Origin of the sequence: Pseudomonas sp. ACM7 (genome assembly GCF_004136015.1) — a bacterium.
GTDB classification, from domain to species: domain Bacteria; phylum Pseudomonadota; class Gammaproteobacteria; order Pseudomonadales; family Pseudomonadaceae; genus Aquipseudomonas; species Aquipseudomonas frigoris.
Map to the genome: position 1 here is coordinate 2532344 of NZ_CP024866.1, position 20435 is coordinate 2552778.

A 20435-nucleotide genomic window follows, 5' to 3' on the forward strand; every position below is an offset into this window, starting at 1 on the left:
TAGGCTGACCGAGTTCAGCCTCTACTCAAGGAAGACGCCATGCCCGACACCAATCCGCTTTTACAGGCCTGGGACCTGCCGCCCTGGTCGGAGGTCCGCACCGAGCACCTCGTGCCGGCAATCACAGCCATCATTACCGACAACCGGCAGGTCATTGCCGAAACCATCACCAGCCAATCCGTATTCCCCAATTGGGATGACCTGGTTCTGGCCATCGATGAAATCGATGCGCGCCTGGGCGAAGCTTTGAGCATCATCCAGATCCTGTCGATGGCGAAACACAACGATACCGCCTGGAGCACGGCAGCTGCTGCGTGCAGCGACGCTGGGGCGCAGTACCGATCCGAAAGAATGAGCAATCGGCCGTTGTTTGATGCATACCAGCGGTTGGCGAACAGTTCGATCGCCCTCAACTTCGATGAACCGCGCAAGGCCGCGCTGGCCAAGATTCTGCGCAAATTTCAATTGTCGGGAATCGACTTGCCCCTGATGCAACGGGAAAAGCTGGCCCGGTTGAACCTCGACATCAATCGGCTCGAAGAGCTGTTTCTCATCCATCTGAAAAGCGCCAACGCAGCATGGACCAAACACGTCGATGACGTTGCGGTACTGGAAGGTTTATACCCCACCGTAAAAAATCGTCTGAGACACCTGGCCAAAGAAGCAGGACATGAAGGCTGGCTGATTCCTCTGGATGAAAACACCTACCAGCAAATCATGAGGTACGCCGAAAATCGGGCATTGCGAGAAGAATATTTCGTGGCGTACTCCACGCGCGCGTCCGATCAAGGCCCGCATGCCGACGAGTTCGATAATGATCCTGTACTGACGTTGCTGCTTTCGCTGCGCCACCAGAAAGCCGAACTACTAGGTTTCGATAATTTCGCGCAACTGCGTCTGGCCACCGCAGCGGCCGAGTCCACCGATCAAGTCCGTAGTTTCCTGCGGCGGCAAGTGACATTGAACACACCGCGCCTTGCACGGGATTCAAAGGAGCTGCAAGAGTTTGCGCTCGAACGGGACATCTCTGAAGTACACGCCTGGGACCACGAATTTCTCGCTGAACAACTGCGCCACCATCGTTTCCCTGAAGCCCTGAAGAATCTGCGCGACTATTTCCCCCTGGACGGCACCTTGCGACGACTCTGCCTGTTCTGCGAACGGCTGTTCGGGATCCGGATCCTCGAGCAGGCTGAATTCAGTCGCTGGCATAACGACGTGCGCCTGTTTGAAATCAGCGAGCATGGTCAGACCATCGGGCATATTTATCTTGACCCGTATCACCGCAAAGAAGCTCCGGATTACGCCTGGACCGGCACACTGCGAAACCGACGAATAAACGCCGAAGGCCGCGTAGCGCTACCGATTGCCGATCTTCACTGCAACTTCACGCCTGGGGTCGACGGCCATCCGTGCCTGCTTGAGCACAAGGATCTGCGGATGCTTTTTCATGAATTCGGTCATTGTCTGCAACACGTGCTGACGAGTTCGCCGCATCACAACCTTTCCGGCATTTCCCAACTGGGGCGCGATACGGTGGAGTTCGCAGGGCAAGTATTCGAGCAGTGGTGCCTGTCACGGGAGTTTCTATTATGGCTGGGTGCCCACCACCAAAGCGGTGAACGCTTGACCGAGGCGCGGGTAGACGCGGCACTGGCAGCCCTCGAAACCCAGGTCAGCCGACAAGCCGCACTCATGCTGACCGGTGCAATGTTCGATTTCGAAGTGCACCTCAGCCAAGGCGATGGTCGTAGCACCCAGCAAGTATTCGAAGACATTCAGCGGGAGGTTCCCCACGTGCAACTGCCGTCTTATTGTCGGTTCGCAAACAGCTTTGACTACATGGTGACCGGTTACGCAGCCTCCGTTTACGCCTACACGTGGTCAGGCGTACTGGCCATCGAAGCCTTCAAGCGGTTCCGTCAGGATTGGGTCTTCAATGCGCAAACAGGGCGAGCCTTTCGCGAGGCGTTTTTTTCTCCGGGCGATTCGCGCTCCTTGCTGACCGCCCTGGAAGCGTTTCTTGAACGGCCGATCGCCGAAGATCTGTTCGCGCTTTCGCCAGAGACCGTTGCCGGCTGACGCAACGCTTTACTCGACGTGGGCCGATTTGAACCAGCTCTTCATCGAACAACTGGCGAACGGGCTCGTGCTGCAATCGCCGTTGGCCAGCGCGGTGCGAAGCTTGTCGACATCGGCCTGCATCATGTAACGGACGCCGTCCTTGAAATGAGTGCTGTCACCGAAGCCGCCCTGGGTCATTTCGTTCAGGGCGTCTTCCTTGCTCCAGCCCTGCACCACGACCCGGTACATGGCCGCCATCAGGCCCGTGCGATCCGAACCATGCTTGCAGTGCATCAGCACCGGTCCCTTGGCTTCGGCAGTCTGGATCGCGCGAAGGGCTTTGAGTACATCCGCATCATCCACATGGTTGGTGCGATAGGGCAGCTGTACCTGTGCGATACCTGGCGTCGACAACCAGCTTGAATCCGACTCGGGCAGGAAATTGATAACGGTCCCGACCTTGAGTTTTTCCAGTAACGGCACGGCGCCTCTGTCGGGCAATGCACTGCGATAGAGCGTCGGGGACATTTTGAAGAGGTTGTATTGCACCTCGACCGATTGAGCCCACTCCGCAGGTCGGGGCAACGCACTGTCGTCGGCAAGGGCCAGCGTCAGGTTCAAAAGTGCGGCCAGCGACAGGCAGATCGCTGGGATACAACGCGATAGAGACATGCTCGGATGACCGTTCAGGAGAGTCGGGAAGATGACGCCCAGCTTCACCCCCGAGCGGTCAAAGGCCTGTGAGCCATCTGTCAAAGAATCGTGAATCAGCCAATCGCTTTCGTCGCAAAACCGAGGTTTTTTAGCTGAATCGGTTCATCTTGATGCTTAGCCTGCTACCATTTGTTACCCCATATTACCGATGCGCCCTATTGCTCCCCGTTTGCTGGCGTTCTGCATCGGTGTCAAAACGAAAAGTCGTCCTGCGAGACGGCTGAAAAACCGCTAATGCCTGATGAGGTGCCCCCTATGTCCGATCAAGATCGAGACAACCCGCGGCGTGAGTTTTTGCGCAAATCCCTGACCTTGATCCCGGTGGTCACCGTTGCCAGCACCGGTCTGGGCAGCACGGTCCTGATGGCCTCGCCCGAAGCAGCCCCGGCCAGTTCCGGCAAAGCGTCGGTCAGCACCAGCACCTATGAACCAAGCTACTTCACCGCCGAAGAATGGACGTTCATCAAGGCGGCTGTCGCGCAGCTGATTCCGAACGATGCCCAAGGGCCAGGCGCCCTGGAAGCCGGTGTGCCCGAATACATCGACCGCCAGATGAACACGCCTTACGCGGCCGGCGCGCTGTGGTTCATGCAGGGACCATTCAACGCAGACGCTGCTCCGGAAATGGGCTGGCAGAGCAAACTGGTGCCCAAAGAGATTTATCGCCTGGGCATCGCCGCGACGGATGCTTGGTCGAAAACGTTCAACGGTAAAGTATTTGCTGAGCAAGACAGCGCTACCCGAGACGATTTGCTCAAGCAACTCGAGGCCGGAAAACCTCAGTTCGACAGTGTTCCAGCGAAGATTTTCTTCAACCTGCTGCTGCAAAACACCAAAGAAGGGTTCTTCTGCGACCCGATTCACGGCGGCAATAAAGGCATGGTCGGCTGGACCATGATCGGCTTCCCCGGCGCCCGCGCCGATTTCATGGATTGGGTGGAACGCAACGAGCAATACCCCTTCCCGGCAGTTTCGATTCGCGGCGAGAGGGCGTAAGCATGGCAACGGTAATGAAGAAGGTCGACGCAGTGATCGTCGGTTTTGGCTGGACGGGCGCGATCATGGCCAAGGAGCTGACAGAAGCCGGCCTGAATGTGCTTGCGCTGGAGCGCGGGCCGATGCAGGACACTTACCCCGATGGCAACTATCCACAGGTGATCGACGAACTCACCTACAGCGTGCGGAAAAAACTCTTCCAGGACATTTCCAAGGAGACTGTGACCATTCGCCATAGCGTGAATGACATCGCGCTGCCGAACCGCCAATTGGGCGCCTTCCTGCCCGGTAATGGTGTCGGCGGCGCCGGTTTGCACTGGTCCGGCGTGCACTTTCGGGTCGACCCGATCGAGTTGCGCATGCGCAGCCACTACGAAGAACGCTACGGCAAAAGCTTCATCCCCAAGGACATGACCATCCAGGACTTCGGCGTCAGCTATGAAGAGCTGGAACCGTTTTTCGATTACGCCGAGAAGGTCTTCGGTACGTCGGGCCAGGCATGGACGGTGAAGGGTCAGTTGGTCGGCGAAGGCAAGGGCGGCAACCCGTACGCGCCGGATCGTTCGAATCATTTCCCGTTGGAATCGCAGAAGAACACTGTTTCCGCACAGCTGTTTCAGAAAGCGGCCACCGCAGTGGGTTACAAACCCTACAACCTGCCCTCTGCCAATACGTCAGGCCCCTACACCAACCCCTACGGCGCACAGATGGGCCCGTGCAACTTCTGCGGTTTTTGCAGCGGCTATGTCTGCTACATGTATTCCAAGGCATCGCCGAACGTAAACATTCTGCCGGCGCTCAAACCGCTGCCCAATTTCGAGCTGCGGCCCAACTCCCACGTACTGCGGGTCAATCTCGACAGCACCAAGAGCAAGGCGACAGGTGTGACCTACATAGACGGCCAGGGCCGGGAAATCGAGCAGCCGGCAGACCTGGTGATCCTCGGTGCCTTCCAGTTCCACAATGTGCGGCTGATGTTGCTTTCGGGTATCGGTAAGCCGTACGACCCGATCAGCGGCGAAGGTGTGGTCGGCAAGAACTTCGCCTACCAGAACATGGCCACCATCAAGGCTTACTTCGACAAAGACACCCACACCAATAACTTTATCGGTGCCGGCGGAAACGGCGTGGCGGTGGACGACTTCAACGCCGACAACTTCGATCACGGGCCCCATGGCTTCGTCGGCGGCTCGCCGATGTGGGTCAACCAGGCCGGCAGCCGACCGATCGCTGGCACATCCAACCCGCCGGGCACCCCGGCCTGGGGCAGTGCCTGGAAACGTGCCACCGCCGATTACTACACCCATCAAGTGTCGATGGATGCCCACGGCGCGCATCAATCCTACCGCGGCAACTACCTCGATCTGGACCCGGTGTACCGCGATGCCTACGGCTTGCCGCTGTTGCGGATGACCTTCGACTGGCAGGAAAACGACATCAAGATGAACCGCTTCATGGTCGAGAAAATGGGCAAGATCGCCGAAGCGATGAGCCCCAAGGCCATCGCTGTACTGGGCAAGAAAGTTGGTGATCACTTCAACACCGCGTCTTACCAGACCACCCACCTCAACGGTGGCGCGATCATGGGTACCAATCCGAAAACCAGCGCCTTGAACCGTTACTTGCAGAGCTGGGACGTGCACAACGTTTTCGTCCCCGGAGCGTCAGCTTTCCCACAAGGCCTGGGCTACAACCCTACCGGCCTGGTGGCAGCGTTGACCTACTGGTCGGCCCGGGCAATCCGCGAGCAGTACCTGAAAAACCCCGGCCCGCTGGTTCAGGCTTAAGGAGCGATGACCATGAAAGCACTTGTTATCGCGACCCTGACGTTGCTCGGCTGTGGCTCGGTCAACGCCGCAGAAATTGATCAAAACCTGATCAAACAAGGCGAGTACCTGGCCCGCGCGGGTGACTGCGTGGCCTGCCACACCGCCAAGGACGGCAAGCCGTTCGCCGGTGGCCTGCCGATGGAAACACCGATCGGGACGATCTACTCCACCAATATCACGCCGGATAAAACCGGCTTGGGTGACTACAGCTTTGAGGATTTCGACAAAGCCGTCCGCCATGGTGTCGCCAAGAACGGTAGTACCTTGTACCCGGCGATGCCCTATCCGTCCTACTCCAGCGTCAACGAACCCGACATGAAAGCCTTGCACGCCTACTTCATGCACGGCGTGGCGCCTGTCGCTCAGGAGAACAAGGCCAGCGACATCCCTTGGCCTTTGAGCATGCGCTGGCCGCTTGCGGGCTGGCGCTGGATGTTTGCCCCGGCCGTGGCGGACGACAAAGCGGCACCCGGCGAAGAAGCGGTGGTCAGTCGTGGGGCTTATCTGGTGGAGGGCCTCGGACATTGCGGCGCATGCCATACGCCACGTGCCCTGACCATGCAGGAAAAAGCTCTGAATGCAGGTGAAGGCAGCGCATTTCTGTCAGGCAGTGCGCCATTGGAAGGCTGGATTGCGAAAAGTCTGCGCGGCGATCACAAGAATGGCCTCGGCAGCTGGAGCGAAGAACAACTGGTGCAGTTCCTCAAGACCGGTCGCAGCGATCGCAGCGCGGTGTTTGGTGGCATGAGTGATGTGGTGACGCACAGCATGCAATACATGACCGACAACGATCTGACCGCGATTGCCCGTTACCTCAAGTCCTTGCCGGCGAATGATCCCAATGATCAGCCGCACCAGTACGACAAACAGGTCGCACAGGCGCTGTGGAACGGGGACGACAGCAAGCCTGGCGCTTCGGTGTACATCGACAACTGCGCGGCCTGTCACCGTATCGATGGCCATGGCTACACCAAAGTGTTCCCGGCGCTGGCAGGCAACCCGGTGTTGCAGTCGCAGGATCCGACGTCGCTGATTCACATCGTGCTCAAGGGCGGTACGCTGCCGGCGACCCACATGGCGCCTTCGACCTTCACGATGCCCGGGTTCGCCTGGCGGTTGTCGGATCAGGAAGTGGCGGATGTGGTCAGTTTCATCCGCAGCAGCTGGGGCAACAAGGGTGAGCCGGTCAAGGCGAGCGACGTAGCAGACCTGCGCACGAATGATATGAAGACCACGTCGGCCGACGATCTGGGGCAAGTTACCCAGAAAAACTGACTGCCCGGCGGCACTAGCCAGATGAATAACGCCTCTATACTGTATATAAAAACAGTACAGAGGCGTTCTCATGTCCACCCCTCTTCCCCCGCGCGGTCGCGGCACCGCGACCAACCCGCACAACCGCTTCGCGCCGAATCGCTCGGTGGCCGAGGATGACGGCTGGTATCAGGAAGCGCCGATCACCCAAGGCACCGAGGTGCGTATCGAAACGGCAAAAACCATCATCACTCGCAACAACTCGCCGGACTTGCCCTTCGATCGTTCGATCAATCCCTATCGCGGCTGCGAGCACGGTTGCATCTATTGCTACGCGCGGCCCAGCCACGCTTATTGGGACATGTCGCCAGGGCTGGACTTCGAAACCAAACTGATCGCCAAGACCAACGCCGCCGATGTGCTGGAAGAACAACTGTCCAAGCGCGGCTATCAATGCGCGCCGATCAATCTGGGCTCCAACACGGACCCTTATCAGCCGATCGAACGCGAACACAAAATCACCCGCAAAACCCTCGAAGTCCTGCTGCGTTATCGTCACCCGGTGACCATCATTACCAAGGGCTCGCTGATTCTGCGGGATCTGGACCTGCTGGCTGAACTCGCCGAGCAAAGGCTGGTGGCGGTGATGATCAGCCTCACTACCCTGGACGACGAGCTCAAACGCATCCTCGAACCGCGCGCCGCTGCACCCAAGGCTCGGTTGCGGGCGATCCGCGTGATGCATGAAGCGGGAATTCCGGTGGGCGTTCTGTGCTCGCCGATGATTCCGATGATCAACGACAGCGAACTCGAAAGCCTGCTCACCGAAGCTCATGCCGCAGGGGCGCAAAGTGCGGCCTACATGATGCTGCGCCTGCCGCTGGAAGTTGCGCCGCTGTTCGAAGAATGGCTGGCGGCCCACTATCCTCTGCGTGCCGCTCATGTGTTGAGCCTGATTCGTCAGAGCCGTGGTGGCGAGCTCTACGACAGTCGCTTCGGTGCCAGGATGCGTGGCGAAGGACCGATTGCCGATCTGCTGGCGCAACGCTTTGCCAAAACCATCAAACGTCTGGGGCTCAATCGTCGGGAAGGTTTCAATCTGGACTGCGAAGCCTTCTGTCCGCCGGGTCGCCAGATGTCGTTGATTTGAGGACATTTGGCCTATGATTGAGTAGTGTGAAATTCACTTTGCCACTACGCCGGTCACGTTTTTTGTGACCTGGAACACACGTTCTAGAGCATTTTATTCAGTTTGAGTTAAGTTTCGGCCGCTACCTTGTTCATCGAGTGACTGACGGGGCGAGATTCTCGACCTGGATGTTTTTTAAACAGCCACTGGCTTCACACCGGACAAAACGGGAAAATTCCCTGACTCCGCCAAAGAGGATGAATCATGAGTGACAAGGATAAACAGCCGTTGGCTGCGTCGGCTTCAGCCCAACCGGAGGCGGAAACCGCCGATGCAGCGCTGCAGCATATCGTTGATGGCTTTTTGCATTTTCATCACGAAGTTTTTCCACAGCAGGAAGAACTCTTCAAAAAACTCGCCACGGCCCAGAGCCCCAGAGCGATGTTCATCGCCTGCGCCGATTCGCGCATCGTTCCTGAGCTGATCACCCAAAGCTCCCCTGGCGACCTGTTCGTGACCCGTAACGTCGGCAACGTTGTGCCGCCTTATGGGCAAATGAACGGCGGTGTTTCCACGGCAATCGAATACGCGGTACTGGCCCTCGGCGTGCAACACATCATCATCTGCGGGCACTCCGACTGTGGCGCGATGCGCGCAGTGCTCAACCCGCAAAGCCTGGAAAAAATGCCGACGGTCAAAGCCTGGTTGCGTCATGCCGAAGTGGCAAAAACCATGGTCCAGGACAACTGCCATTGCGCTGACGAAAACGAAAGCATGCACGTCCTCACCGAGGAGAATGTGATCGCTCAGCTGCAACATTTGCGCACGCACCCGTCGGTCGCTTCGCGCATGGCTAATGGTCAGCTGTTTATCCATGGTTGGATCTACAACATCGAAACCAGCGAAATCAGGGCTTACGACGCGGACAAGGGTTGTTTCCTGCCGCTCGACGGCAGCCATCCGATTCCGGTGGCGACGCCCAAAGCGCGCTTCTAAATCCTCCTAAATCCCTGTGTGGTTTAGCCGAGGCTGCCGATCAGGCAGCCTGGCTTTGCCACGCCTGAAGAAAACTTCGGGAGAGTCACCATGCGTGCTGCTCAACTTAAAGCTGTACTGCCACGGGAGCTGCTGGCGTCCGTGGTTGTGTTTCTCGTCGCCCTGCCCTTGTGCATGGGTATCGCCATTGCCTCGGGGCTGCCGCCGTCCAAAGGCTTGATCACCGGGATCATCGGTGGCCTGGTGGTGGGCTGGATTGCCGGTTCACCACTGCAAGTCAGCGGCCCGGCGGCCGGTTTGGCGGTTCTGGTGTTCGAACTGGTGCGCCAGCACGGTATCGCCATGCTCGGGCCAATCCTGCTGCTGGCCGGTTTTCTGCAACTGGTGGCCGGACGCTTGAAACTGGGCTGCTGGTTTCGGGTCACGGCGCCGGCGGTGGTCTACGGCATGCTCGCCGGGATTGGTGTACTGATCGTGTTGTCACAGGTGCATGTGATGCTCGACGCCGTGCCCAAGCCTTCCGGGCTAGATAACCTGGCCGCCTTCCCGGCTGCGGTCGTCCAGGCCTTGCCCTCCTTCGGTTGGCAAGCCGGGTTGCTCGGGCTGTCGACGATTGCGGTGATGTGGTTGTGGGAGAAATTCCGCCCTCATTCCCTGCGCTTCATTCCCGGTGCACTGCTTGGTGTAGGCCTGGCGACTGTCGCCAGCCTGGTGCTCGCCTTGCAGGTCAAACGAGTGGAAGTCCCGGCCAACCTGGCAGAAGCCATCGACTGGTTGAAACCTGCGGATCTGCTCAATCTGGCTGACCCGACCTTGCTGATCGCCGCGTTTGCCGTGGCCTTCATCGCCAGCGCCGAAACCCTGCTCTCCGCCGCCGCGGTGGACCGCATGCACAACGGCCAGCGTTCCGACTTCGACCGGGAATTGTCGGCTCAAGGCGTAGGCAACATGCTTTGCGGTTTACTCGGCGCGCTACCGATGACCGGCGTGATCGTGCGCAGTTCGGCCAACGTCCAGGCCGGCGCCACCACGCGACTGTCGGCGATCTTCCATGGCCTGTGGCTGCTGGCTTTCGTGTTGCTGCTGTCCAGCGTGCTGCAAAGCATTCCGGTGGCGAGCCTGGCGGGCGTTCTGGTTTACACCGGTTTCAAACTGGTCGACCTCAAGGCCTTCCGCGGTCTGGGTCGTTATGGGCGGATGCCGATGTTCACCTACGCGGCGACCGCTCTGGCAATCATCTTCACCGACCTGCTGACTGGCGTGCTGATCGGCTTCGGCCTGACCCTGGCCAAGCTGGCCTGGAAGGCTTCGCGGCTGAAAATCAGCCTGATCGATCTGCCCAAGGACGGCGAAATGGAACTGCGATTGATAGGTGCAGCGACCTTTCTCAAAGTGCCGGCGCTGACCCAAGTGCTGGGGACCATTCCGGCAGGCGCGACGGTGCATGTGCCGCTCAATAACCTGAGCTACATCGATCACTCGTGTCTGGAATTGCTGGAGGAATGGGGCCGGGCCAATGCGGCCAAGGGATCAAAACTGTTGATTGAAGCGCGGGGGTTGAAGCGCAGGCTGGAAGGGCGCTTACGAACCACCTCCGGAGTGGGCTCTACGACATAAACATAAACAATGTGGGAGCGGCGGTGCGACGATTCGACTTGCTCGCGAAAGCGGTGCGTCAGTCAACATCAATGTTGAATGATCGACCGCCTTCGCGAGCAAGTCGAATCGTCGCACCGCCGCTCCCACAGGGATTCGGTTCCTACCGTAAAATCAAGCCGCCGGCTGATCCAACTCCAGCCCTACGCCCAGCTGGCGCGACAGACACGGCCAGCGCTTCCATGCAGCGCCGGTGTCCGGGCTGTTGAGCTTCTCGCGGTAGGCCTCGACGGACTCCAGCGCGAAACTGTCTTCATTGAGCATCTCGTCCACAGCGTGATGCACCGCCTCATCCAGTTGATTGGCAAACTCCTCGCCGATCAGTTGGTGGGCAATCAGGTTGGCAACAGTCATGTCCAAGGGGATCAGTGGCTGGCCAAAATGCTTGATGTACAGGTCATTGACCTCTTCGACCAGGCGATGCGCCAGATAGGCTTCGTCCAGCAGGCTGTCCAGACCAACATGACCGGCCATGATCGCCGGCGGCTGGAGGAAGAACTGCTCGGCGATTTTCAGCACCGGTTTGATCTGTGATTCGATACCCGCTTCCCTGGCGACTTCATTGGCTGCGTCCAGCAGGTCCGGCACTTGCTCTATATACGCGGCCACAAAACGCGTCATCACGCCGTTGGCGTCGACATCCGGCAATTGGATGGCGGAGTGAAGGTGTGGCAGTTGGGTTTCCAGCTGACGAGTCAGCAGACCGGTTTCGGCTTCGTGTTGTTGGGCTTTTTGGATCTGCTCGCGCAATGCGGCGGTGTTCATGAAAACTCCAGGAAACAAAGGCAATGAAATAGGGAAGACATAACTTAGCTGGCATACGAAAAATGCTAAGACGCATTTGTCATAATTATTTCATCCTTGAGACATCAAAGTTATATCGGTTTGCCACCACTCGTCTGCATCCTTCTCCATTCGTGCCCTGGAACGCAAGTCCCAGCTGTTTCAGATGATTTACGCCCTCACATTGCGAGGTGGCAGTCGCTGTCTATACTCGGGTGGGAATGGAGTTAGCTGATGACGCCCGACTGCACACGCAGCAAGGCTCGGTGATTCAAGTTCGTAGTCTGAAAAAGCCGCTCCCTTGCCGCAGGTGAAAGCCGGCGGGATAACAAGAACGATAAGGGGAACCCGCAATGATGCGACATCCACATGTCTGGATGGGCCTCCTGTTGTGGTCGATTTTCAGTCAGGCACAAGCGGCCTGGACTGTGAATATGGCGCCGGGAGCGACTGAAATCAGTCACGCAGTATTTGACCTGCACATGACCATTTTCTGGATCTGTGTAGTGATCGGCATCATCGTCTTCGGCGCCATGTTCTGGTCGATGATTCTCCACCGCCGCTCGACCGGGCAGGTGGCCGCGAAATTTCATGAAAGCACCACCGTCGAAATTCTCTGGACCATCGTGCCCTTCCTGATCCTGGTGGCCATGGCGGTTCCCGCGACCGCAACCCTGATCAAGATGTACGACGCCAGTGAGCCGGATATCGATATCCAGGTCACCGGCTATCAGTGGAAGTGGCACTACAAATACCTGGGCCAGGACGTTGAGTTCTTCAGCAACCTGACCACGCCCGCCGATCAGATCCACAACAAGGAAGCCAAGAGCGAACACTACTTGCTTGAGGTCGATAAGCCTTTGGTGCTGCCGATCGGCGCCAAGGTGCGCTTCCTGGTGACTTCCGCCGACGTCATCCATTCCTGGTGGGTGCCGGCCTTTGCGGTCAAGCGTGATGCGATTCCGGGATTCGTCAACGAAGCCTGGACCCGCGTCGACAAGCCCGGCATCTACCGCGGTCAATGCGCCGAATTGTGCGGCAAGGACCACGGCTTCATGCCCATCGTGGTCGAGGTCAAGGAAAAGGCCGATTACGAAAAATGGCTGGGCGAGCGCAAGGCTGAAGCCATGCAGCTCAAAGAGCTGACCAGCAAGGAATGGACCCTCGACGAGCTTAAAGAGCGCGGCGACAAGATCTACCACACCACCTGCGTCGCCTGTCACCAGGCCGAAGGTCAGGGCCTGCCGCCGATGTTCCCGGCGCTCAAGGGCTCGAAAATCGCTACCGGACCGAAAGAAGGACACCTGAGCATTGTCTTCCACGGCAAGCCCGGCACCGCCATGGCGGCGTTCGGCAAGCAGCTCTCGGAAGTCGATATCGCAGCGGTCGTGACCTACGAACGTAACGCCTGGGGCAACAACAAGGGCGACATGGTCACCCCTAAAGAAGTGCTGGAGCTGAAACAGGCGGAAAGCAAATGACCCGGTCTATTGCGCACGTAAGGAACCAGTCGGGGCATCGCGCCCCGGCCTGCCCAGCCCATCTGTTTGCAGGAGACAGGACATGACTGCTGTCGTCGATGACCATGTTCATATCGGCACCGCCCACGCCCACGGCCCCGCCAAAGGCCTGATGCGCTGGGTCCTGACCACCAACCACAAGGATATCGGCACGCTGTACCTGTGGTTCGCGTTCTCCATGTTCTTGCTCGGCGGCTCATTCGCGATGGTGATTCGTGCCGAGTTGTTCCAGCCAGGACTGCAAATCGTCCAACCGGAATTCTTCAACCAGATGACCACCATGCACGGTCTGGTGATGGTCTTCGGTGCGGTGATGCCGGCGTTCGTCGGCCTCGCCAACTGGATGATCCCGTTGATGATCGGCGCGCCGGACATGGCCCTGCCACGGATGAACAACTTCAGCTTCTGGCTATTGCCGGCGGCGTTCATCCTGCTGGTATCGACCCTGTTCACCCCCGGCGGTGGACCGAACTTCGGCTGGACGTTCTACGCCCCGCTGTCGACGACCTACGCACCGGAAAGCGTGACCTTCTTCATCTTCGCCATCCACTTGATGGGGATCAGTTCGATCATGGGCGCGATCAACGTGATCGCCACCATCCTCAACCTGCGCGCCCCCGGCATGACGCTGATGAAAATGCCGCTGTTCGTCTGGACCTGGCTGATTACCGCGTTCCTGCTGATCGCGGTAATGCCGGTACTGGCCGGCTGCGTGACGATGATGCTGATGGACATCCACTTCGGCACCAGCTTCTTCAGTGCCGCCGGTGGCGGTGACCCGGTGTTGTTCCAGCACGTGTTCTGGTTCTTCGGTCACCCCGAGGTGTACATCATGATCCTGCCGGCCTTCGGTGCCGTCAGCTCGATCATTCCGGCCTTCTCACGCAAGCCGCTGTTCGGCTACACCTCGATGGTCTATGCGACGGCGAGTATCGCGTTCCTGTCGTTCATCGTCTGGGCGCACCACATGTTCGTGGTCGGCATTCCGTTGGTGGGCGAGTTGTTCTTCATGTACGCCACGCTGCTGATCGCGGTGCCGACCGGAGTGAAGGTGTTCAACTGGGCCAGCACCATGTGGCAAGGCTCGCTGACCTTCGAGACACCGATGCTGTTTGCGGTGGCGTTCGTGATCCTGTTTTCCATCGGCGGTTTCTCTGGGTTGATGCTGGCCATCGCCCCGGCGGACTTCCAGTACCAGGACACCTACTTTGTGGTCGCGCACTTCCACTACGTACTGGTGCCGGGGGCGATCTTCGGGATCTTCGCTTCGGCCTACTACTGGATGCCGAAATGGACCGGCCACATGTACGACGAAACCCTCGGCAAGCTGCACTTCTGGCTGTCGTTCATCGGCATGAACATGGCGTTCTTCCCGATGCACTTCGTGGGGCTGGCGGGCATGCCGCGGCGGATTCCCGACTACAACCTGCAATTCGCCGACTTCAACATGGTGTCGTCGATCGGTGCGTTCATGTTCGGCGCCACGCAGATCTTCTTCCTGTTCATCGTGATCAAGACCATCCGCGGCGGCCCGCCAGCACCGGCCAAACCGTGGGATGGGGCCGAAGGCCTGGAATGGAGCATCCCGTCGCCGGCGCCGTATCACACCTTCACCACGCCGCCGGAAGTGAAATGAACGCGCAACCCTATGTGGGAGCGGGCTTGCTCGCGAAGAACGATAACGCAGTTTGTCTGACGGACCGCAGCGTCTGCTTCGCGAGCAAGCCCGCTCCCACAGGGTTTTGTGTGGAGGGCTTGCACCGTGGCTGACTCTATTTCTTTGAAGAAGCTGGTCACGCGCCTGCTGCTGGTGGTGGTGGCGATGTTTGTCTTCGGGTTTGCCCTGGTGCCGATCTACGACGTGATGTGCAAGGCGTTCGGCATCAACGGCAAAACCGGCGGGCAGTACGAGGGCGAGCAAACGGTCGACACCTCGCGGCAGGTTCGCGTGCAGTTTCTGTCGACCAATGCCGCCGACATGTCCTGGGACTTCTACCCCAAGGGCGATGAGCTGACGGCCAACCCGGGCGCGGTGAACGAGATGATCTTCATCGCCCACAACCCAACCGATCGCCCGATGAGCGCCCAGGCGGTTCCGAGCATCGCGCCCAGTGCCGCGGCGGCGTACTTCCACAAGACCGAATGTTTCTGCTTTACCCAGCAAGTGCTGCAGCCCGGTCAACGGATCGAGATGCCGGTACGTTTCATCGTTGACCGTGACATGCCCAAGGATGTGAAGCACCTGACGCTGTCTTACACGCTGTTCGATATCACCGCCCGACATCCACCGGTGGCTGTAAATACTGGCGGCTGAGCGTGCCCGATAAGGAGAACAATAAATGGCAACTCATGAACACTATTACGTACCGGCCCAGAGCAAATGGCCGATCATTGCCACCGCCGGCATGCTCACCACCGTGTTCGGCCTGGCCACCTGGTTCAACGACCTGAAAGCGGCGCGGCCGGAGTCCCACGGCCCGCTGATCTTTTTCGTCGGCGGCCTGATGGTGGCCTACATGCTGTTCGGCTGGTTCGGTACGGTGATCAAGGAAAGCCGCCAAGGGTTGTACAGCGCACAGATGGATCGCTCGTTCCGCTGGGGCATGAGCTGGTTCATCTTTTCGGAGGTGATGTTCTTCATCGCCTTCTTCGGCGCACTGTTTTATGTGCGTAACATTTCCGGCCCGGCGCTCGGGGGTGAAGGGGTCAAAGGCATCGCTCATATGCTTTGGCCGAATTTCCAGTTTGCGTGGCCATTGCTGCACACCCCTGACCCGCAACTCTTCCCGCCGCCCAAGGAAGTCATCAGTCCCTGGGGCCTGCCGCTGCTCAATACCGTTTTGCTGGTGAGTTCCAGCATCACCGTGACCATCGCCCACCACGCCTTGAAAAAGGGCCATCGCGGCGCGCTGAAAATCTGGCTGGCGCTCACCGTGCTGCTGGGCTGCGCGTTCCTTGGTTTTCAGGCCGAAGAATACATGCATGCCTACCACGAACTGGGCCTGACGCTCGGTTCGGGCATCTACGGCGCGACCTTCTTCATGCTCACCGGTTTCCACGGCGCCCACGTGACCATCGGCACCATCATCCTGTTTGTGATGTTGATGCGGATCATGCGCGGGCACTTCGACGCCGATCACCAGTTCGCGTTTGAAGCGGCGAGCTGGTACTGGCACTTCGTGGACGTGGTGTGGATCGGTCTGTTCGTTTTCGTCTACGTGCTCTGAGGCTTTACCAAGGCGCAGTAGAGACCAACTGGCCGCTGAAAAAACCCCAGGCAATCAAGCCGACGGTAATGGCGGCCAGCGCAACACGAACACTCAAGGCAATGACGAGGCGGTTCGAGCTGCTGTCGTCCTTGACCAGAAAAAACAGGCCGCTGAACAGGCTGACAACCGTGGCAATCAGCATCAGGACGATGGCTGCTTTGAGCATGGTGAGACTCCGGGGGGAAGGCGATGCACTTGAGTATAGCTATCGCGACTAGCGACTTTCTGGCGACGCCATGAAGCGTTTTCGGCCGGGCATCGTACCGACCCTGGTGGTCGCGTTGTTGCTGCCCATGCTGGTGTCACTCGGGTTCTGGCAATTGAGCCGGGGCGCAGAGAAAAGCGCGCTGCTGCAAAGCTACACCGAGCGCCGTGCCGCCGAACCGATGGCCAGCACCGAGCTGCAACACATCGCAGATCCGGCCTTCCGCCGGGTTCACCTGCACGGCCAGTTCGATGCCGCCCACAGCCTGTTGCTGGATAACCGTCAGCGCGACGGCAAGGTTGGCGTCGAACTGCTGCAGCCGTTTCAGGATCAGGCGACCGGGCTCTGGTTGTTGATCAATCGCGGCTGGCTGCCGTGGCCGGATCGCCGCACCCCACCGCAATTCACCACACCGACTCAGGCCTTGAGTCTCGTTGCCTGGGTCTACGTCTCCCCCGGCGCCACTTTCCAGTTGCACGCCGACCCGAACACCACGACCTGGCCACAGCTGGTAACAGCCGTTGAACCGGCGAAGCTGTGGAAGGCGCTGGATCGTGAAGGTTTTACCTACGAATTACGCGCAGAAAGCGGTCCCGCGACTTACCAGGCTGACTGGCCGGTAGTCGCCATGGGACCGGAAAAACACCTGGCTTATGCCGTGCAGTGGTTCGCCATGTCGATCGCCCTGTTTGGCCTTTATCTCTATCTCGGCTGGCACAACGCAAAGGAGAAACACCATGGGAGCGGCCATGAATCCACCCAACATGTCTGAGGCGAAAACGCCGGCGAGTCGGCGTAAAGGTCGCTTGCAGTTACTGCTGATCCTGCTTGGGGTGATCGGTCCGATGATCCTCGCCACCGGCATGTACAAATTGCAGTTCTGGGTGCCGGACGGTCGCAGCTATCACGGCGAACTGATCGGCAACGGCCAGACCCGCGCCGACCTCGGCGTGCAGGCGCAGGAGGATCGTTGGCAGATACTGGTGACTGCGCCCAAGGATTGCTCGGTGGACTGCCAACAACTGGTGTACCTGGCGCGGCAGATCCAGATCGGCCTCGGCCGTGATGCCGGGCGCGCCAGTCATGCCTTGGCCGCGGCACAACCGCTGAGCAGTGAATACGACGCCAAGCTGACGCGCGAGTATCCTCAATTGCAACGGTATCCCCTGGACCTCGCCACCTTCAGTACCTTCAACAAAACCGCCGGCACCGGGGACAAGCCCGCGCCACAGCTGTGGATCATCGACCCTCACGGCAATCTGGTGCTGCGCTACGACCCGACGGTGAAGGGTAAGGATCTGCTCAACGACCTGCGTCATCTGCTGAAACTGTCGAACATCGGATAAGGGCATCGTCATGGCCAAACCTGGATTTCGCCTCGCGCTGTTTGCCACCATGCTGGCACTGATTGTGGTGTTGCTCGGCGCCTACACCCGCCTGACCCACGCCGGGCTCGGTTGCCCGGACTGGCCGGGTTGCTATGGCTTTATCAGTGTGCCGAAAAGCGAAGTTCAATTGGCCCATGCCGAACTGCATTTTCCCGACGCCCCCGTCGAAGCCCATAAGGGCTGGAACGAGATGGTTCACCGCTACTTCGCCGGCACGCTGGGGCTGTTGATCTCGGTGCTGGCGGGTCGCGCCTGGGTCCATCGTCGTCATCCGGGGCAACCGGTGAAGTTGCCGTTGTTCCTACTGGCGGTGGTGATCGCCCAAGCGGCATTCGGCATGTGGACGGTAACGCTCAAGCTCTGGCCACAAGTGGTGACCGGGCATTTGCTCGGCGGCTTTGCGACGTTGAGCCTGCTGTTTTTGCTGACGTTGCGATTGTCCGGCGTGTTGCCGGCGCTGACCGTGCCACGGCGTTTGCAGTACTGGGCGACCGCCGGGTTGCTGCTGGTGATCGGGCAAATCGCCCTCGGTGGCTGGGTCAGTGCCAACTACGCGGCGGTGGCCTGTATCGACTTCCCGACCTGCCACGGGCAATGGCTGCCACCGGCTGATTTCGCCAACGGCTTTCACCTGACCCAACACATCGGCCCCAATTACCTCGGCGGGCAACTGGACAGCGATGCCCGCACCGCGATTCATCTGACTCACCGCATCGGCGCATTGCTGGTGACCCTGGTGTTGCTGGGGCTGGCCTGGCAACTGAAGGTGGTCGGCATGACGCGCCTGGCGGGGCTGGTGCTGATTGCACTCGCCGCACAAATCACCCTCGGCATCAGCAATGTGCTGTTTCACCTGCCGCTACCAGTGGCCGTCGCGCATAACGCGGGCGGCGCGGCACTGTTGCTGACGATAGTGCTGGTCAATTATCACGCGCGAACCAGTCTGGTTCGGGTCAAGCAGCAACCCCCTGCGCGCTGGCGGTTCAGCCCGCGCAAACACTCAGCCGGGCCCATAACAATAAAAGGAGAGATGCCATGGCGACTCTGATCGGCGCACGTCACAGTCAGGCGATCTGGCGTGACTACCTGGAGCTGACCAAGCCGAAAGTGGTGGTGCTGATGCTCATCACCTCGCTGGTCGGCATGTTCCTCGCGACCCGCGCCGGGGTACCGTGGACGGTGCTGGTGTTCGGCAATCTGGGGATCGCCTTGTGTGCCGGTGGTGCGGCGGCGGTCAACCATGTCGTGGACCGGCGCATCGATGCGGTCATGGCCCGCACGCACAAACGTCCCTTGGCCGAAGGCCGGGTGTCGCCGGCGGCCGCTCTGACGTTTGCCTTGGTATTGGCGGTGCTTGGGCAAGCCATACTGCTGGCTTTCACCAATCCACTGACGGCGTGGCTGACCCTGGCCTCGCTGCTCGGCTACGCGGTGGTCTACACCGGTTTCCTGAAACGCGCGACGCCGCAAAACATCGTCATCGGAGGCCTGGCCGGCGCCGCCCCGCCGCTGCTCGGCTGGACCGCCGCTACCGGCCACGTCAGCGCCGAACCACTGTTGCTGGTGCTGATCATCTTCGCCTGGACCCCGCCGCACTTCTGGGCACTGGCCATTCACCGCAAAGAGGAATACGCCAAGGCTGACATCCCGATGCTGCCGGTGACCCATGGCGAGCACTACACCAAGGTCCACATCCTGCTTTATACCTTCGCGCTGCTGGCCGTCAGCCTGATGCCGTACGTGATCCACATGAGCGGCGCGCTCTACCTGATTTGCGCGCTGGGACTGGGCGCGAGGTTTCTGCAATGGGCCGTGGTGCTGTACCGTGGCACTCGGCCGCACGCGGCGATCAACACCTTCAAGTACTCTATTTACTACTTGTTCCTACTGTTTATCGCGCTGCTCGTAGACCACTACTTACTGTTGAACCTATGACTCGAACCCAGAAAACCGTCTTCATCCTCGTTGCCCTGATCGCGCTGGTCCTGGGCCTGACCATCAACAAAGTGCTGTCCGGCAAAGGCCAGGGCGATCCGACAGCATTGATCGACGCCGGGATCATCCTGCTGCCGCAAAGCCGTAATCTGCCGGACGTGACGATGACCGATCAGGACGGTAAACCGGTGGCGGTCAACGCGTTGAAAGACAAATGGTCGCTGCTGTTCTTCGGCTACACCTTCTGCCCCGACATCTGCCCGACCACCCTCGCCCAGCTGCGCCAGATCAAGAGCGAACTGCCGCCAGAGGCTGTGGCCAAGTTGCAGATCATTCTGGTCAGCATCGACCCGAACCGCGACACGCCCCAGCAGCTCAAGCAGTACCTGGGCTACTTCGATCCGCAGTTCAAAGGCCTGACGGCTTCGTCGGTTGAAGACATTCAGAAACTGGCCAACGCGGTGAGCATTCCGTTCATTCCGGCGGATACCAATAAACCGAATTACACCGTCGATCACAGCGGCAACCTGGCGGTGATCGGGCCGGACGGGACGCAGCGTGGGTTCATTCGGGCGCCGTTGAACAACGTGAAATTGGTGGCGCAGTTGCCGGTGATGCTCGAGCGCAAATAGTTGTGCTGACACAGAACTAATGTGGGAGCGGCGGTGCGACGATTCGACTTGCTCGCGAAGGCGGT

At 59.3% G+C, this 20435-nt stretch carries 19 protein-coding genes; 16 read left to right on the forward strand and 3 right to left on the reverse strand.

Annotation, left to right across the window (positions count from 1 at the left end):
- Positions 1-39: 39 nt before the first annotated feature.
- The gene (locus CUN63_RS11870) at positions 40-2082 is read left to right on the forward strand and encodes a M3 family metallopeptidase (protein WP_129439614.1); all 2043 of its coding nucleotides are present in this window, start codon (positions 40-42) and stop codon (positions 2080-2082) included.
- Between the two features lie 9 nt (positions 2083-2091).
- On the opposite strand, the gene CUN63_RS11875 is transcribed toward CUN63_RS11870, so the two are convergent.
- Positions 2092-2736, reverse strand: a complete 645-nt coding sequence (locus CUN63_RS11875; protein ID WP_129439616.1) for a tyrosine-protein phosphatase — start codon at positions 2734-2736, stop codon at positions 2092-2094.
- Between the two features lie 297 nt (positions 2737-3033).
- Here CUN63_RS11875 and CUN63_RS11880 point away from each other — a divergent pair, with 297 nt between their 5' ends.
- The 6 genes from CUN63_RS11880 (at position 3034) to CUN63_RS11905 (ending at position 10599) form a co-directional block, all read left to right on the forward strand.
- Positions 3034-3774: a gluconate 2-dehydrogenase subunit 3 family protein gene (locus CUN63_RS11880; RefSeq protein WP_129439618.1), complete on the forward strand. Its 741-nt coding sequence runs from the start codon at positions 3034-3036 to the stop codon at positions 3772-3774.
- A gap of 2 nt (positions 3775-3776) precedes the next feature.
- Entirely contained in the window at positions 3777-5561 is a 1785-nt protein-coding gene (locus tag CUN63_RS11885) for a GMC family oxidoreductase (protein ID WP_046044856.1), read from the forward strand.
- 12 nt (positions 5562-5573) lie between these two features.
- On the forward strand, positions 5574-6878 hold the full coding sequence (locus CUN63_RS11890) for a cytochrome c (RefSeq protein ID WP_129439620.1): 1305 nt from the start codon (positions 5574-5576) through the stop codon (positions 6876-6878).
- 70 nt (positions 6879-6948) lie between these two features.
- On the forward strand, positions 6949-8007 hold the full coding sequence (locus CUN63_RS11895) for a PA0069 family radical SAM protein (protein WP_129439623.1): 1059 nt from the start codon (positions 6949-6951) through the stop codon (positions 8005-8007).
- 243 nt (positions 8008-8250) lie between these two features.
- The gene (locus CUN63_RS11900) at positions 8251-8982 is read left to right on the forward strand and encodes a carbonic anhydrase (RefSeq protein ID WP_129439625.1); all 732 of its coding nucleotides are present in this window, start codon (positions 8251-8253) and stop codon (positions 8980-8982) included.
- A 90-nt stretch (positions 8983-9072) separates the two neighbouring features.
- The gene (locus CUN63_RS11905) at positions 9073-10599 is read left to right on the forward strand and encodes a SulP family inorganic anion transporter (protein WP_129439627.1); all 1527 of its coding nucleotides are present in this window, start codon (positions 9073-9075) and stop codon (positions 10597-10599) included.
- Between the two features lie 153 nt (positions 10600-10752).
- On the opposite strand, the gene CUN63_RS11910 is transcribed toward CUN63_RS11905, so the two are convergent.
- The gene (locus CUN63_RS11910) at positions 10753-11403 is read right to left on the reverse strand and encodes a hypothetical protein (RefSeq protein WP_008152480.1); all 651 of its coding nucleotides are present in this window, start codon (positions 11401-11403) and stop codon (positions 10753-10755) included.
- A 371-nt stretch (positions 11404-11774) separates the two neighbouring features.
- On the opposite strand from CUN63_RS11910, the gene coxB reads away from it, so the two are divergent.
- The 4 genes from coxB (at position 11775) to CUN63_RS11930 (ending at position 16168) form a co-directional block, all read left to right on the forward strand.
- Positions 11775-12902: a cytochrome c oxidase subunit II gene (gene coxB / locus CUN63_RS11915; protein WP_129439629.1), complete on the forward strand. Its 1128-nt coding sequence runs from the start codon at positions 11775-11777 to the stop codon at positions 12900-12902.
- Positions 12903-12984: 82 nt separating this feature from the next.
- Positions 12985-14577 (forward strand): cytochrome c oxidase subunit I, encoded by a 1593-nt coding sequence (gene ctaD / locus CUN63_RS11920; protein WP_129439631.1) that lies wholly within the window; start codon positions 12985-12987, stop codon positions 14575-14577.
- A gap of 126 nt (positions 14578-14703) precedes the next feature.
- Complete coding sequence (locus tag CUN63_RS11925; RefSeq protein ID WP_129439633.1) at positions 14704-15255, forward strand: cytochrome c oxidase assembly protein; 552 nt, start codon at positions 14704-14706, stop codon at positions 15253-15255.
- Positions 15256-15280: 25 nt separating this feature from the next.
- Positions 15281-16168, forward strand: coding sequence for a cytochrome c oxidase subunit 3 (locus tag CUN63_RS11930; RefSeq protein ID WP_129439635.1), 888 nt, complete (start codon positions 15281-15283; stop codon positions 16166-16168).
- 4 nt (positions 16169-16172) lie between these two features.
- Here CUN63_RS11930 and CUN63_RS11935 read toward each other — a convergent pair whose 3' ends face one another.
- Complete coding sequence (locus tag CUN63_RS11935) at positions 16173-16376, reverse strand: twin transmembrane helix small protein (protein ID WP_094469789.1); 204 nt, start codon at positions 16374-16376, stop codon at positions 16173-16175.
- Between the two features lie 70 nt (positions 16377-16446).
- Here CUN63_RS11935 and CUN63_RS11940 point away from each other — a divergent pair, with 70 nt between their 5' ends.
- Genes CUN63_RS11940 through CUN63_RS11960 form a run of 5 tightly spaced genes read left to right on the forward strand, consistent with a single transcriptional unit; the run spans position 16447 to position 20370 of the window.
- Positions 16447-17187: an SURF1 family protein gene (locus tag CUN63_RS11940; protein ID WP_129439637.1), complete on the forward strand. Its 741-nt coding sequence runs from the start codon at positions 16447-16449 to the stop codon at positions 17185-17187.
- On the forward strand, positions 17153-17761 hold the full coding sequence (locus CUN63_RS11945; protein WP_129439639.1) for a hypothetical protein: 609 nt from the start codon (positions 17153-17155) through the stop codon (positions 17759-17761). The genes CUN63_RS11940 and CUN63_RS11945 overlap by 35 nt, the downstream gene beginning before the upstream one ends.
- A gap of 10 nt (positions 17762-17771) precedes the next feature.
- Complete coding sequence (locus CUN63_RS11950; protein ID WP_129439641.1) at positions 17772-18851, forward strand: heme A synthase; 1080 nt, start codon at positions 17772-17774, stop codon at positions 18849-18851.
- Entirely contained in the window at positions 18839-19738 is a 900-nt protein-coding gene (cyoE, locus tag CUN63_RS11955) for a heme o synthase (RefSeq protein WP_129439643.1), read from the forward strand. The genes CUN63_RS11950 and cyoE overlap by 13 nt, the downstream gene beginning before the upstream one ends.
- Positions 19735-20370 carry an SCO family protein gene (locus CUN63_RS11960; RefSeq protein ID WP_129439645.1) on the forward strand — a complete coding sequence of 212 codons (636 nt, stop codon included), beginning with the start codon at positions 19735-19737 and terminating at the stop codon, positions 20368-20370. The genes cyoE and CUN63_RS11960 overlap by 4 nt, the downstream gene beginning before the upstream one ends.
- Positions 20371-20435 lie beyond the last annotated feature (65 nt).